This window comes from Hyphomonas sp. GM-8P (genome assembly GCF_003263315.1).
Classification (GTDB): domain Bacteria; phylum Pseudomonadota; class Alphaproteobacteria; order Caulobacterales; family Hyphomonadaceae; genus Hyphomonas.
In genome coordinates this window covers 1-13598 of the sequence record NZ_AWFE01000070.1, presented here as the reverse complement: position 1 = coordinate 13598, position 13598 = coordinate 1, and the positions used below count along the sequence as shown (strand labels likewise).

13 protein-coding genes and 2 tRNA genes are annotated in these 13598 nt (G+C 61.4%); 5 read left to right on the top strand and 10 right to left on the bottom strand.

Features of this window, described 5'->3' with window-relative positions; all coding sequences use genetic code 11:
* The first annotated feature begins 202 nt into the window (after positions 1-202).
* The 3 genes from HY26_RS09835 to HY26_RS09825 are packed head-to-tail and all read left to right on the top strand — an operon-like array spanning position 203 to position 3220.
* The gene (locus tag HY26_RS09835; protein ID WP_158531464.1) at positions 203-727 is read left to right on the top strand and encodes a RimK/LysX family protein; all 525 of its coding nucleotides are present in this window, start codon (positions 203-205) and stop codon (positions 725-727) included.
* The gene (locus tag HY26_RS09830) at positions 720-2258 is read left to right on the top strand and encodes a UUP1 family membrane protein (protein ID WP_051599577.1); all 1539 of its coding nucleotides are present in this window, start codon (positions 720-722) and stop codon (positions 2256-2258) included. Before HY26_RS09835 ends, HY26_RS09830 begins: the two co-directional genes overlap by 8 nt.
* Positions 2255-3220, top strand: coding sequence for an alpha-L-glutamate ligase-like protein (locus HY26_RS09825; RefSeq protein WP_034762059.1), 966 nt, complete (start codon positions 2255-2257; stop codon positions 3218-3220). The genes HY26_RS09830 and HY26_RS09825 overlap by 4 nt, the downstream gene beginning before the upstream one ends.
* A gap of 4 nt (positions 3221-3224) precedes the next feature.
* Here HY26_RS09825 and HY26_RS09820 read toward each other — a convergent pair whose 3' ends face one another.
* The 7 genes from HY26_RS09820 to HY26_RS09790 form a co-directional block, all read right to left on the bottom strand.
* On the bottom strand, positions 3225-3962 hold the full coding sequence (locus tag HY26_RS09820; RefSeq protein ID WP_034762056.1) for a proteasome-type protease: 738 nt from the start codon (positions 3960-3962) through the stop codon (positions 3225-3227).
* A gap of 21 nt (positions 3963-3983) precedes the next feature.
* Positions 3984-4787, bottom strand: coding sequence for a transglutaminase family protein (locus HY26_RS09815; RefSeq protein ID WP_034762054.1), 804 nt, complete (start codon positions 4785-4787; stop codon positions 3984-3986).
* 3 nt (positions 4788-4790) lie between these two features.
* Complete coding sequence (locus tag HY26_RS09810) at positions 4791-5732, bottom strand: alpha-E domain-containing protein (protein WP_034762051.1); 942 nt, start codon at positions 5730-5732, stop codon at positions 4791-4793.
* A gap of 5 nt (positions 5733-5737) precedes the next feature.
* The gene (locus HY26_RS09805; RefSeq protein ID WP_034762049.1) at positions 5738-7171 is read right to left on the bottom strand and encodes a circularly permuted type 2 ATP-grasp protein; all 1434 of its coding nucleotides are present in this window, start codon (positions 7169-7171) and stop codon (positions 5738-5740) included.
* Positions 7172-7297: 126 nt separating this feature from the next.
* Complete coding sequence (locus tag HY26_RS09800) at positions 7298-9067, bottom strand: glycoside hydrolase family 15 protein (RefSeq protein WP_112073504.1); 1770 nt, start codon at positions 9065-9067, stop codon at positions 7298-7300.
* Positions 9064-9795 carry a trehalose-phosphatase gene (gene otsB / locus HY26_RS09795; RefSeq protein ID WP_112073503.1) on the bottom strand — a complete coding sequence of 244 codons (732 nt, stop codon included), beginning with the start codon at positions 9793-9795 and terminating at the stop codon, positions 9064-9066. The genes HY26_RS09800 and otsB overlap by 4 nt, the downstream gene beginning before the upstream one ends.
* Positions 9792-11213 carry a trehalose-6-phosphate synthase gene (locus HY26_RS09790; RefSeq protein ID WP_051599575.1) on the bottom strand — a complete coding sequence of 474 codons (1422 nt, stop codon included), beginning with the start codon at positions 11211-11213 and terminating at the stop codon, positions 9792-9794. Before HY26_RS09790 ends, otsB begins: the two co-directional genes overlap by 4 nt.
* A gap of 325 nt (positions 11214-11538) precedes the next feature.
* On the opposite strand from HY26_RS09790, the gene HY26_RS09785 reads away from it, so the two are divergent.
* Positions 11539-11621 (top strand) — tRNA-Leu (locus HY26_RS09785).
* Positions 11622-11749: 128 nt separating this feature from the next.
* Here HY26_RS09785 and HY26_RS09780 read toward each other — a convergent pair.
* The 3 genes from HY26_RS09780 to cpdR all read right to left on the bottom strand — a co-directional run bounded on the left by HY26_RS09780 (position 11750) and on the right by cpdR (position 13042).
* Positions 11750-11824 (bottom strand) — tRNA-Val (locus HY26_RS09780).
* A 69-nt stretch (positions 11825-11893) separates the two neighbouring features.
* Positions 11894-12559, bottom strand: coding sequence for a TetR/AcrR family transcriptional regulator (locus HY26_RS09775; protein WP_051599573.1), 666 nt, complete (start codon positions 12557-12559; stop codon positions 11894-11896).
* 123 nt (positions 12560-12682) lie between these two features.
* Positions 12683-13042 (bottom strand): cell cycle two-component system response regulator CpdR, encoded by a 360-nt coding sequence (cpdR, locus tag HY26_RS09770; RefSeq protein ID WP_034762043.1) that lies wholly within the window; start codon positions 13040-13042, stop codon positions 12683-12685.
* A 161-nt stretch (positions 13043-13203) separates the two neighbouring features.
* Here cpdR and HY26_RS09765 point away from each other — a divergent pair.
* A partial coding sequence (locus HY26_RS09765) for an N-formylglutamate amidohydrolase (RefSeq protein WP_146740205.1) occupies positions 13204-13598 on the top strand: 395 nt, incomplete at its 3' end.

Sequence of the window (13598 nt, the reverse complement as noted above, 5' to 3'; positions counted from 1 at the left end):
GATAAGGCCTGCAGAGCCTCTTTGTCGCGCGAGAAGCGGAACGGCAGGCGCAGCGGACTGCTGATCATCTTCCCTCGTCCATTTTTCGCCACGAATCTGGTGTTTGTGCCGCCCCTGCGCGCCGAGTGGAGTGTCTATCGCACCACGCATCCACATGCTAAGCCGACTGCCGCGCGACAGCTCAGGAAGGAGGGGGTCCCCCGTGAAACTGTTGAGACTGCCAATCTGTGCCGCACTCGTTATGGCGCTGGTGCCTGCACCTGCCATGGCCGAACGCGAAGGGCGCGATGACATGACAGTTCTGGGCTATGTCGAAGACGTTCACGTCGGCAAGTTAGGCCTTGAAATGAAAGGGAAACTTGATACCGGCGCTGACTCCTCCTCGGTCTATGGTCGCGATGTGAAGGTGTACAAGAAATCCGGTAAGGATGACTGGGTGACTTTCCGGCTGCGCGGCAAGAACGGCCGCACCGTTCGCTACGATCAGGACGTCCGCCGTTTCGCCCTGATCAAACTGAAGACAGGCGGCACCATCCGGCGGCCCGTGATTCACCTTCCCATCTGTGTGGGCGGCGTTCGCGGTCTGGCTGAAGTCAATCTTGCCGACCGGGAGGACTTTGAATACGACATCCTGATCGGCCGCGAATTCCTCGCGTCCCGCGTTCTTGTCGATTCCGCATCGACTTTCATTGCCGACGACGAATGTAACGTACCTGAGCGTGACTAGCACTTTTCACACCCGTCTTCTGGCCTTTGTGCTGACCGCGATCGCGCTGACGATCTTCGGCATCAAGGTGTTCCAGTACAACTACCCGCTCACGCCGGGCACCCAGACGACAACCTGGGATTTCGAAATCTATCTCGACTTTGATACCGCCAACCAGCCGGTGCGGATCGAGACCTTTGTCCCGTCCAACAGCGATACGCGCAGGGTTTCGCAGGAACAGTATTACAACGGCGCCTTCGGGCTGCGCCTGGAAACCGACGACGACAATGGCCGCAAGGCGATCTGGACCTATCGCTATCCCAACGACCGCAAGGTGCTGCGCTACCGCGCGCGTCTCGAAGGGGAAACCCAGCGCTCTCCCCTGCCCGCTGAAATGCACCGACCGGCTGACCGCGCCCCACCGGAATCCCTCAATGACCTCGAGCGGCAGGCCTTTCTCGTCTGGTCTTCCGACATGCGCCGCCGCTCTGCCGATGATGACTCGCTCGCTGAGCTGATCCTGCAGGAAATCTTCGTCCAGAAGGACGCCGACGAGATCGAGGCGCTTCTGCCCGTCCTGCCGCCGCCGCTCGACCGTCTGACACTTGCCGCAGAGGCGCTTCAGAGCCAGGGGATCCGCGCGCGGGTCGCCAATGGCGTTTACCTCGACGAAGCCCGTCGCCGCACGGAAGTGCAGCACTGGCTGGAGTACCATGTCGACGGGCGCGACAAGCGCTACTTCATCGGTTCCGATCCGAAAGAGTTCTTCACCATCTGGTATGGCACCGAGGAAATGATCCGCGCCGACGGTGTGTTCGACTTCGAACCGCAGGTCTCGATCCAGCCGATCGACTCCTCGGCCTCTGACGTTATGCGCAAGGCGGCGCGGGCTGACCGCACACCGGTCGAACTGTTCAGCTTCGACCGGCTGCCCGTCACCACACAGCTCGTCTATCAGGTGCTGATCACCATTCCGGCCGGCATCGTGCTGCTCGTCTTCATGCGCCAGTTCATCGGCATCGAAACGCTCGGAACCTTCATGCCGATCCTGATCGGCATCGCGTTCCGTGAGACAGCCCTGCTGAACGGCCTGATCCTGTTCACCCTGCTCGTCGCGCTTGGCCTGGCCATGCGCTTCTATCTTGAGAAGCTCCGATTATTGCTTGTTCCGAGGCTGGCTGTGGTGCTGATCTTCATTGTGATCTGCATGGCGGTGATCGCGCAGATGTTCAACAGCGCCAACATGCGGATGGGACTTTCGATCTCGCTGTTCCCGATGGTCATCCTGACCATGACGATCGAACGCATGTCGATCATGTGGGAAGAGTATTCACCGGAAGATGCCATCAAGGCCGGCGCAGGCTCGATGCTTGTGGCCTCGCTCTCCTACCTGGTGATGACGAACAAGCATATTGAGTTCCTGCTGTTCAATTTCCCTGAACTTCTTCTCGTCCTGATGGCGGCCTGCCTGCTGATGGGCAAGTATACCGGCCTGAGGCTGAGTGAGATCCGGCGCTTCCGGGAGCTCGCCAAGGAAGCCGAACCGAAATGATCAAGACGTGGCTTGGCCTTCGCCGGGCCGGCGTGCTCGGCATCAATGAGCGGAACCTCCGTCTCATCAACGACTATAATCCGCGGCGCCTGATGCGCCTGGTCGACGACAAGACGGAAACCAAGCGCCTGGCCAATGCCGCCGGCATCCAGACGCCCGAACTCTACGGCCTCATCCGCAGCCCGGCGGAAATGCGCAAACTCGAAACCCTGCTCAATCATCCAGACGGCTGCGTCATCAAGCCGGCCAATGGGTCGCAGGGCAATGGCATCCAGGTGATCCTCGGGCCGATGCGCGGTGGCTGGCGGCGCTCCAATGGCCAGCGTGCATTGCTCGAAGACCTGAAATTCCACGTCAACAATATCCTGTCAGGCATGTATTCCCTGTCGGGCCAGCCCGACATCGCCATGATCGAATACCGGGTGAAGTTCGACGATGTGTTCGACCCGATCAGTTTCGGTGGGGTGCCGGACATTCGCATCATCGTGCTGCGTGGCATTCCCTTTGTCGCAATGGTACGGCTGCCGACAGCGGAGTCGGACGGCAAGGCAAACCTTCACAAGGGTGGAGTCGGCGTCGGCCTGGACCTCGTCACCGGCCGGACCCTCTATGGCATGCAAAAAGGCAAGACGACCGACATCCATCCGGATACGGCCAACCCGCTCAGCAATATCTCAGTGCCGCATTGGGATGAGATGCTGCTGATGGCCGCCAAAGCCTATGACGTGACCGGCCTTGGTTATCTCGGTGCCGACATTGTGCTCGACAAGGGAAAGGGCCCGATGCTCCTGGAGCTGAACGCCCGTCCCGGCCTCGCCATTCAGGTGGCAAACAGAATGGGTGTGCGTCCGCTCATCGAGGCCTGCATGAAGGCCGACACCGAAGGGCTCAATGCAGAACAGCGCGTCGAGCTCGGCAAGAAGCTCTACCGGGAGCACGTACCGGACCACGTGCTGGTCTGATCCGTCAGTCTGTAAACGAGAAATCCGGCAAAGACTTGAAGGCCAGCTTCAGCGCGTCTCCCCAGCTGTTCGAAACGGTCTGGAAGTAAGGATCATCCTCTTCGATACGGCGGCGATGCGTCACCTTCAGGGCGCCCTGCTCCACGACCTGAAGGTCAAGCGGCATACCGACCGACAGGTTCGCCTTCAGGGTCGAGTCGAAGGAGACGTACAGAAGCTTGATCGCTTCCTCGAAACTCATGCCGGCGTCATAGGCGCGCAGCAGGATTGGCCGGCCATATTTGGTTTCACCAATCTGGAAGAAGGGTGTCTCCTCGCTCGCCTCGATAAAATTGCCTTCCGGATAGATCATGAACAGGCGCGGCTCGATGCCGGTGATCTGCCCGCCCACGATCATCGTTGCGCCATAGTCGGCCTCCGATTCCGGGCCGGTCATCTTCTGGGTCTTGATCACTTCCTTGAGCGTGTCACCGATGATGTTGGCGACCTGGAACATGGTCGGCGCTTCCAGCAGGCTGGGCCGGCGTTCATGCGGCGCCTTGGTCCGCTCGTCGAGAAGACTGATCACAGCCTGGGATGTCGCAAGGTTCCCGGCTGTCAGAACGGTAATCACCCGCTCGCCCGGCTCCTCCCAGGTGAACATCTTCCGGAACCTGGAAATGTTGTCGACACCCGCATTCGTGCGCGTGTCTGACATGAAGATGAGCCCCGCGTTGAGCCGCATCGCCACGCAATATGTCACTTCGAACCTCTTCGGACCCGTTTATTGTTGTTGGACCTGGACATTGACGGACAGCACCTCCTGCTCGCCGCCATACATCACCCCTGTCAGTGGGCCAGCTTCGCGGTAGTCGAGGCCGGTTGCAACCTGAATGTACCGTTCGTCGGGACAAACCCTGTTGGCTGCATCAAATCCGACCCAGCCGAGCCCCTCGACCCAGGCTTCCGCCCAGGCATGGCCTGCTTCCTGATCCACTCGGTCCAGCATCATCATGTATCCGCCGACATACCGGGCCGGGAAACCCATCAGCCGCGCAGCTGCCGCAAAAATGTGCGCATGGTCCTGGCAAACGCCATGACCAAGTTCGAGGGCTTCCTCGGCTGAAGTGTTCGGCCCTGTCGGTTCAATGTCATAGACGACCGAGTCTGCGATCAGGTTCATCAGGGCATGTAGGGTTTCGAGATTGAGTTCCGGATCCTTGCCAAGTTCGGCAACGAGTCCACGCACGCCCTTCCCCACCTTTGTCAACGGGGTGAACCGGCGATAGAGCCAGAGGGGCGGCACCATCCGGTTGCTAGTCAGTATGCCCGCCGTGTCCCGTGTTTCCACTTCACCCTGGCAGGAGATCGAGACGCGCTTTGCTCCCGGTTCCATGGAGACGAGTTCGACATGGTTGCCATGATGGTCCATATATCTCGCCTCGCTCTTGGCCCCTTCCAGGACGAGATCCCAGGAAATGACCGTCTGCGCATCCGTATCATGAGGACGTTTGCGCACCTGCTGCAGCGCGTAGCTCGACGCTGTCTCGTAATTGTAGACGGTAGTATGATCGATGCGGAGTCTCATGGCCTATTCATTGAACCTGTAATCGGTTTCGATCTGGGCGGAGAACGCCGCATTCTGCGCCATGAAGCTGGTAAGGAATTCGTGGAGCCCCTCCTCAAAGACCCGCGCAATGTTCAAGGCTGTCAGCCGGTTTTCCTGCCGAATCGCCAACTCATGTGCCGGCGTGCTTTCGCCATACTCCTCGGCAAGCCTGCCGAGATATTCCGTGATCATATCATAGCAGAATGCCAGAGACCGCGGCAGACGCGCATCAAAGATCAGAAAATCTGCGATGGCTGGCGGGCTGACGGTTCCACCATGCAGCCAGTAGAAGCTGCGCTCTGCGGAGGCTGAGCGGAGGATCATTTCCCACTGCACATTGTCGAGCGAGGACCCGATCGATGCGCTGGACGGCAACAGCACATAATACTTCGTATCCAGAATACGGGACGTGTTGTCAGCCCGCTCCACCAATGTGCCGATCTGGATGAAATTGTAGATATCATTGCGCAGCATCGTGCCGGTGATCGCGCCGCGGACCTGTGCCCCCTGCCGGCGCACCAGTGACAGGATTTCCGGCAAGTCGCGTTCCGGGATCGGACGGCGCAGGGCATCGCGTACGCTCATCCAGGCATCATTGATCGCTTCCCACACTTCCCGCGTCAGCGCTGTCCGTGTCATCCGCGCATTCTCGCGCGCGGTATGGAAGGCACACAACACGCTGTTGGGATTTTCCTTGTCGCGCAGGATGAAGTCCAAAATCTTGTCCGACCGGATCGTCTCGTGCTTTTCCAGATAGCTCTGCTGGCAACCAGCCGTCGTAATGACGGACCGCCATTCTTCCGTATCGGACTCGGCCCGGGTGAGCGCGAGGCGAAACCCTGCCTCGGCCAGGCGCGAGGTATTCTCCGCCCTCTCCAGATAACGGGCCAGCCAGAAGAGGCCAGCGGCTGTGCGACCCAGCATCACCTCTAATCCCCCTTCAGGACCCAGGTGTCCTTGGTTCCGCCCCCCTGGCTGGAGTTCACCACCAGGGAGCCTTTCTTCATGGCCACGCGCGTCAGCCCGCCGGGCGTCACCTCCACTCCTTCCGGGGAGACGAGCACGAATGGGCGCAGATCAACGTGACGCGGGGCAAGACCTGATTTTGTCAGCACAGGGACGGTTGACAGGGCCAGCGTCGGCTGGGCGATATAGTTTTCCGGCTTCGCGGTCAGCTTGGCGCGGAAGGCCCTGAGCTCCGCCTTGCTGGCTGCGGGACCGACCAGCATGCCATATCCGCCTGACCCGTGGACTTCCTTCACGACCAGTTCTTCCAGATTGTCCAGAACGTAAGCCAGCGCATCCTTTTCTGCACATCGCCAGGTCGGCACGTTCTGCAGGATCGGCTTCTGGCCCGTGTAGAATTCGACGATCTCCGGCATGTAGGAGTAAATCGCCTTGTCGTCGGCGATGCCCGTGCCCGGAGCATTGGCGATCGTGATCCCGCCTGAACGGTAAATATCGAAGATGCCCGCGACTCCCAGCAAGGAGTCCGAGCGGAAATTCAATGGGTCGAGGAAGTCATCATCGATCCGGCGATAGATGACGTCCACAGGTTCATACCCCCGGGTCGTCCGCATCGCGATACGCCCATCGGTGACCCGCAGGTCGTGCCCTTCCACCAGTTCGACCCCCATCTGGTCTGCGAGGAAGGCGTGTTCGAAATAGGCCGAGTTATGGATGCCCGGCGTCAGCACAGCCACAGTCGGCCGGTTGCCATCTGCCGCAGGCGGCCCGCACCGCTCCAGGGACCGGCGCAACATGGTCGGGTATTGCTGAACCGGCTGCACCCGGATGTGCGAGAAGAGTTCCGGGAACATCTTCAGCATCGTCTCGCGGTTTTCCAGCATGTAGGAAACACCGCTCGGCGTGCGGGCATTGTCCTCCAGCACGAAGAATTCGTTCGGCCCGGTCCGCACCAGATCCACTCCCACAATGTGTGTGTAGATGCCGCCAGGCGGGTCCATGCCGATCATGCGCGGCAGGAAGGCGTCGTTCTCACGGATCAGGCGTTCGGGCACCCGGCCCGCGCGGATAATCTCCTGCCGGTGATAGATGTCGTGCAGGAAGGCATTGATGGCCTTCACCCGCTGCTCGATCCCGCGAACCAGGTTCGCCCACTCCCCCGCTCCGATGATGCGCGGGATCAGGTCAAACGGGATCAGGCGCTCGTCCGCTTCGGCTTCGCCATAGACATTGAACGTGATGCCGGTACGCCGGAAGAAGGCCTGCGCTTCAGCGGACTTCTTGAGAAGGGCCGGACGGCTCATCTCCTGCAGCCAGTCCGAATATGCCGAATAAGGTTCGCGCACGATTCCGTCGAACCCGTCCATTTCATCAAAGAATTGAGGTGCCTCTCCCATAATCACAACAACGCACGCAAGGCTGTGCCCGGTCAAGGCGTGCTATCAGGCATAGCTGTGCCCTGCTGAGGTCGCCCCGCATTGAAGAAAGCCGCACCAGCGCTGCCCAAAAATTGGGCAGACGGCCTACATCGCCTGGCTCCAGGGCCGTGAAAGCAAGGCTGCCGAATTGATGATGCCGACCATGCAATAGGTCTGCGGGAAGTTCCCCCACAGCTCTCCGGTGTCGGTATCGACATCCTCTGACAAGAGGCCCAGATGGTTGCGGGCCGCCAGCAGCGCTTCGAAGACGCGCCGCGCTTCCTCGGTCTCGCCGATCCGGTGCAGGGCATCCACCAGCCAGAAAGTACAGGCGGTAAAGGCGGTTTTCGGCTTCCCGAAATCGTCGGTCACCTTGTAGCGATAGACATGGTCGCCTTCGCGCAGGTCCCGGTTGATCACCTGCACGGTAGACACATAGCGCGGGTCGTCTGCCGCGATGAAACCGATCTCCGCCATCAGCAGGACAGACGCATCAAGGTCTTCCCCGCCAAAGGCCGCGGTGAACGCACCAATGTCCTCATTCCAGGCCTTCTCCAGGATGGTCCCGTGAATGATGTCGGCCCGCTCGCGCCAGTAATCCGCCCGCGCGGGCAGCCCCAGATGCGCGGCGATCTTCGCCAGCCGGTCACAGGCCGCCCAGCACATGATCGCGGAAGACGTGTGCACATGAGCAATCGTACGGAATTCCCAGATGCCGGCATCCGGCGTGTCATGCACGGCGAAGGCGCGCTCGCCTACCGGCTCCAGCTGCTCGAATTCCCTCAGGCCGGGCCGTTTCATGAGGCGCGTATCGAAGAAACTCTGCGCAACGCCCAGGACAACCTGACCATAGACATCATGCTGGACGTGCTCAGCCGCCTGGTTGCCGACACGGACTGGCCCCATGCCGCGATAGCCGGGAAGCTCCCTGGCAAAATCCTCTGTCAGGTCCGCTTCCAGCCCAATCCCGTAAACCGGCTGGATATGGCCGCCTTTCGACTGAGCCACGATGTTCCGTACCCAGCGCATATAGTGCTCCAGCGTCCCCATGCCGGACAGCCGGTTCAGCGCGGTGACCGTGAAATACGCGTCCCGGATCCAGCAATAGCGGTAGTCCCAGTTCCGCTCCGAGCCTTCATGTTCCGGGACGGAGGTCGTGAGGGCCGCGACGATGCCGCCGGTTTCCTCGTAGACGCAGAGCTTCAGCGTAATCGCGGCACGGATCACGGCCTGCTGCCATTCAAACGGCACTGCCAGGCTGCGGGCCCAACGCTTCCAGTAGAGGCGGGTCCTCTCTTCCCAGTCGCGCGCAATGACCTCCGGATGATCGGACAGGGATTCGTCCGCTCCCAGAATGAAAGCGGCCTCCCGGTCCAGAATGAAGCTGGTCCCCGACAGGATATAGGAGACCGGCGCATCCGTGGTGACGCGGAAGGCAAGTTCCTCATCCACGAAGCGGACATGGTTGACGCCCCTGACCGGCTTCAGCTTGCGCCCGCCCCAGTCGGTTTCCGGGATCAGCGTGATCCGCATCCGCGGCGTGCCCGCCAGAACCCGGAACCGGCGCACCAGCGCCGCCGGTCGGAACATCCGCCCCTGATTCTCGAACCGCGGGGCAAAATCGACGATTTCCACGATGGCGCCATCACGGGATTCGAGGCGCGTCCGCAGGATGGCGCTGTTGTGGTCGTAGGCCTGGGTGCGCGAGACGAGGTCTTCCATCCAGACGGAAAAGGCACCGCCGCCGCCCAGAAGCTGGTTGAACACCGGCTGGCCATCGAACCGCGGCAGGCAGGACCATTGATAATCGCCACGTGAATTGATCAGGGCGGCAATCGTGCCATTGCCCACAATGCCAAGGTCCAGTCCGCTCATGTCCCAGCCAGCTCCTTCAGATACGCATGCACGGCATCGACATCTTTCAGCCGGTACCTGGCGACGGTGTCGCCCGCGCCGACCTTGACCGTCAACCCGCCCAGGCTGTTCGCAGCCCGGAAAGCATCTTCGTCGGTCGTGTCGTCACCAATCATGACCGGGCGCCGCCCGGAAAAGGGCACTTCCTGCATCATTCGGGCCAGAGCGCGGCCCTTGTTGGCATCTTCAGGCTTTGCCTCGAAGACGAACTTGCCATGCTGGATCCGGTATCCCGCGCCTGACAGGCCGGCCTCGGCCAGCGCATTGCCAAGGTCGTCCACCGCTCCCGGCGCCTGCCGGTAATGCAGGGCCAGCACCGGGCCTTTGGTCTCGACACGTGTGCCATGAAACATCGCGCTGATCTTTTCGATCACGCCGCGCACCGCATCCGGCGCTGCAACGCGGTCTTCCGGCGGGTCTGCATTCGGCGCCAGCGGGATCAGGCCATGATTGCCGATCCGCCACAGCCCGCCCGGCACCCGGCGCGCGAGGTCACCTGCATCACGGCCGGACAGGATCGCCAACGCCCCTTCCAGCCGGCGGCCAATCGCCTCCAGGACGTTATCCATGCCGGCCGCCAGAAACACCGTATCGGGATCGTCCTGTAGCCCGGCCAGCGTTCCGTCAAAATCTAGAAATAGCGCATCGCCCGCGGTCAGCGGCGGCGGCGCGATGATCTGTTCTGTCATGAAAGTACCGGCACCTCAGCATCGGCCGGAACAGCGTTCAGGAACCGCTCCCGCCACCAGATCAGATCCTGCGCCTGGATGCCATCCATCAGGGTCCGCCAGCGGGCCTGACGCTCCTCCAGCGGCATATGGATGGCCTTGTAGACGGCTTCAGCAATCGCACCGGAATCATAGGGATTGACGATCAGGGCTTCCCCCATCTGCTCGGCCGCGCCGGCAAACTGGGACAGGACCAGCACACCGGGATCCTCTGGGTCCTGCGCCGCGATGAATTCCTTGGCTACCAGGTTCATGCCGTCCTGCAGCGGCGTGACGAGGCACACTTTCGCCGCCCGATAAAGCCCTGCGATCTCATCGCGGTCATAGCCCCGCGCGAGATAGCGAATGGGAATCCAGTCGAGGTCGCCATAATCGCCATTGATCCGGCCTGACAATTCATCCAGCTGCTGGCGCAATTGCTGGTAACCTTCGACAACCGAGCGCGAAGGTGGCGCAATCTGGGTGAAGGAAATATGCCCGTGTACATCCGGATGCCGGTCAAACAGTTCCGCCATGCCTTCGAAGCGCTGGATCAGGCCCTTGGAATAATCCATCCGGTCAACGCCGAGCACCAGCTGCCGGTTGCCCAGGAACCTGTCGAGCTTTGACGCAGCGAGCTGCGCGTCTTCGCATGTCGACGCTTCGACAAAGGCATCGACATCAATCCCGATCGGACAATGCAGCAGGCGGACGGTTCGTTCGCCGACCTGGAAACGGCCATCGGGCAATTCCTCTGCACCGAACTCCTCTTCGAGATAACGTGCCAGATTGTAGAAGTCCTTGCCGGTCTGCACACCCACCACATCATAGGCGCACATGGCCTCGCCCAGTTCCCTGTGCTGCGGGATGGCCCGGAAGGCCTCCGGCGCGGGGAATGGAATGTGAAGGAACCAGCCAAGGCGCCCCTGCCAGCCGCGCTGGCGCATCATCCGGCCGAGCAGGAAGAAATGATAATCATGTACCCAGACGAAATCTTCCGGCCGGGCTTCCTGAACCGTGATCCGGGCAAACTTCTCATTGACGGACCGGTAGCTGCGATACGTGTCTGCTTCGAACACCGCCAGGTCGATCCGGTTGTGCATGACCGGCCACAACACCGAGTTCGCATAGGCCAGATAGAACCCGTCATACTGCCGGCGTGAGAGGTCGCTCAGCGCGAACTGGACCCCCTCCTCCTCGACATAGTTGACCCGCGCGGTTTCAAAATCCAGCACCCGGCCCGACCAGCCGATCCACAGCCCCTTGGTCTCAACCAGAGTTTCCCAGAGGGCTACGGCGAGCCCGCCTGCCTTGCTCTCGCTGCCCGCAGCCGTGCGGTTGGATATGGCGACCAGACGCCCGGAAGGCTTGGCCGATGTGTCTGCGTTGGCGCTTGTCATCGGTTCTTTCCTGTTGAGTCTCATTTAGGCCGCTCCGGCCCCGGACCCAACCTCCACATGGCGGATTCTTGACCGAAAAGCTGCTTCGCCCATAAATATGACAGCCATTGCGCCGCTTTCCATGCGGGTCACGCCTTCGCCCGGCGCCGCACCCCGGAAGGTCCTGCACCATATAATAGAGTCAGGCCGAAGACGTGCGGTTACCCCGCCCCCGCGGGCAACGGCCCCGCGACAAGCCCCATGACGGAAACAAAGCTGATGAAGGCTGGGATTCCCCGTTGACGACAGCGCCGCGGGCTTATACATCCGCGCCTTCCAATCCTGTGCCCAGATGGCGGAATTGGTAGACGCGCACGGTTCAGGTCCGTGTGCCGCAAGGCGTGGAGGTTCGAGTCCTCTTCTGCACCAAACCCTGCTTCGGCAGGGTTTTTTATTGTCCGGGATCTGGGAATTGCAGAAGCGCTGATCGCCAGGGCGTCAACGCGAAATACGGATGCAGCCCCTGCCGGGCTATCAAACCAGATTTTCAGAGAGAATGGTGGGCGGTACAAGGTTCGAACTTGTGACCCCTACGATGTCAACGTAGTGCTCTACCACTGAGCTAACCGCCCGTCCGGGAGCTGTTTGCCCCGTCAGGAAGCGTGGGTAATGGACAATCGGCGCGCCTGCGTCAAGCGTCTTCAGCCACCTGTGCTGTTGCCGGGTTCGCTCCCGGATTCACTCCCTGTTTCCGGCGCCTTCGCCAGCAGGTCCACGGCGCTTTGCGCAAGCGCGTGCAGTGCCCGTTTCGAGGCCCCTGCCCGCGCACGGACAGACAGGGAATGCAGCACGGCAGACGCGATGCGTGCCGCCTCGTCCGGCGGCAGGGCGGTGCACACCTCCCCTTCCGCCTGGGCGCGGGCAATGCGGGCTTCGAAATGGCCATCCAAGCCGTCATTCATGGCAGAGAGTTCCCGCCGGACGGACGTATCGTGCACCGCTTCAGGCGGCGCCGTGCTGGAAACGAAACAGCCACGGCCGTCATCATCTCCCATGTAAATACGGATGGCGGCGCGGTAGATATCCTCCAGCGCGGTGCGCAGGGTCGGCGCGTCTTCCAGGATCTGCCGGCCTGCGTCCAGCGTGGACTCACGGTATTGCCGCAGGGCCTGAAGGTAGAGCGCATGCTTGTCGCCGAAGGCGCCATAGAGGCTCGGTCGGTTGAGGCCCGTCGCGCCGGTCAGGTCGTCGATGGACGTGCCCTCGAAGCCGCCTTTCCAGAAGGCGTCCTGAACCTGCTGCAGCACTTCGTGCGCATCGAAACTGCGAGGGCGCCCGCGGCGGGGTGTGGGGATAGTCTCGGCCATGGGGCATTTTCTCCATGCGTTACGATATTGGCCTCACCAATATTGTAACGATGGGTATGAAAATGCCCGGTTTCAAGACCGGGCCAAGTCGTTTTCAGGGCCGATTTCCGGAAACGCCGGCCCTCAGGCGGCCATCACCTTGTCGACTTCCTCGACGATTTCGCGGAGGTGGAACGGCTTCGACAGCACTTTTGCCCCCGCCGGCGTTGGCGAGCCGGACGACAGTGCCACAGCGGCAAAACCTGTGATGAAGACGATCTTCATGGCCGGGTCGAGCTCCGCGCCGCGGCGGGCGAGTTCAATGCCATCGAGGCCCGGCATCACAATGTCGGTCAGCAAAAGGTCGAAGACTTCACGCTCCAGCGCGGCCAGCGCCGTTTCGCCGTCCGCATAGTCCTGCACCTCATGGCTGGCACGGCGCAGCGCCGCGGCCAGGAAGGCGCGCATGGAATCATCATCTTCAGCCAACAGGATCTTGGTCACCCGGGGCCCCCTTCGTCCGTCCTACAAGCCTAAGCATAAACAGTGATCCGGGTAAATCATGGGTGAATTTTGCGAAATTTGGCCTGTCTTTTTTACCTTGCCGCTGCCCAAGACGCCGTGAGGGGCTTGACCTTGCCACGAACAGGCAAACGATAGGTGCGATGCGCCCGACCCCGCCCCTTTCCCCTTTACCGGTCAGGACCGGCCCGTTTGGGGCGGAGAGTTTCGAGCCGCCCTACACGCTGACCCGGCCGGCCGGACCGCAGGCGCCTTTCCTGTTCGCCTCCCCGCATTCCGGCTCTCTATATCCTGAAAGCATGCTGGAAGTGCTGAGGGTTCCGGTGATGGATCTGCGCCGCACCGAAGATGCCTTCATCGAAGAATTGTTCGGGTCTGCGCCGGATGCAGGGGCGAGCCTGCTGGCTGCGCGGTACGGCCGCTCGGTCGCCGACCTCAATCGCGACCCGCGGGAGCTCGACGCCTCCATGTTCGACGGCCCGCCGCCGCGCGCCTGCGGGATGCCGACGGCCCGGGTCGAGGCCGGCCTTGGCTGCCT

What these genes read in the sequence shown, in the direction of transcription:
- HY26_RS09775 (WP_051599573.1), bottom strand. Translation starts at nt 12,559, where the DNA reads ATGGCCGAGACTATCCCCACACCCCGCCGCGGGCGCCCTCGCAGTTTC.
- HY26_RS09805 (WP_034762049.1), bottom strand. Translation starts at nt 7,171, where the DNA reads ATGGGAGAGGCACCTCAATTCTTTGATGAAATGGACGGGTTCGACGGA.
- HY26_RS09790 (WP_051599575.1), bottom strand. Translation starts at nt 11,213, where the DNA reads ATGACAAGCGCCAACGCAGACACATCGGCCAAGCCTTCCGGGCGTCTG.
- HY26_RS09800 (WP_112073504.1), bottom strand. Translation starts at nt 9,067, where the DNA reads ATGAGCGGACTGGACCTTGGCATTGTGGGCAATGGCACGATTGCCGCC.
- HY26_RS09815 (WP_034762054.1), bottom strand. Translation starts at nt 4,787, where the DNA reads ATGAGACTCCGCATCGATCATACTACCGTCTACAATTACGAGACAGCG.
- otsB (WP_112073503.1), bottom strand. Translation starts at nt 9,795, where the DNA reads ATGACAGAACAGATCATCGCGCCGCCGCCGCTGACCGCGGGCGATGCG.
- HY26_RS09825 (WP_034762059.1), top strand. Translation starts at nt 2,255, where the DNA reads ATGATCAAGACGTGGCTTGGCCTTCGCCGGGCCGGCGTGCTCGGCATC.
- HY26_RS09810 (WP_034762051.1), bottom strand. Translation starts at nt 5,732, where the DNA reads ATGCTGGGTCGCACAGCCGCTGGCCTCTTCTGGCTGGCCCGTTATCTG.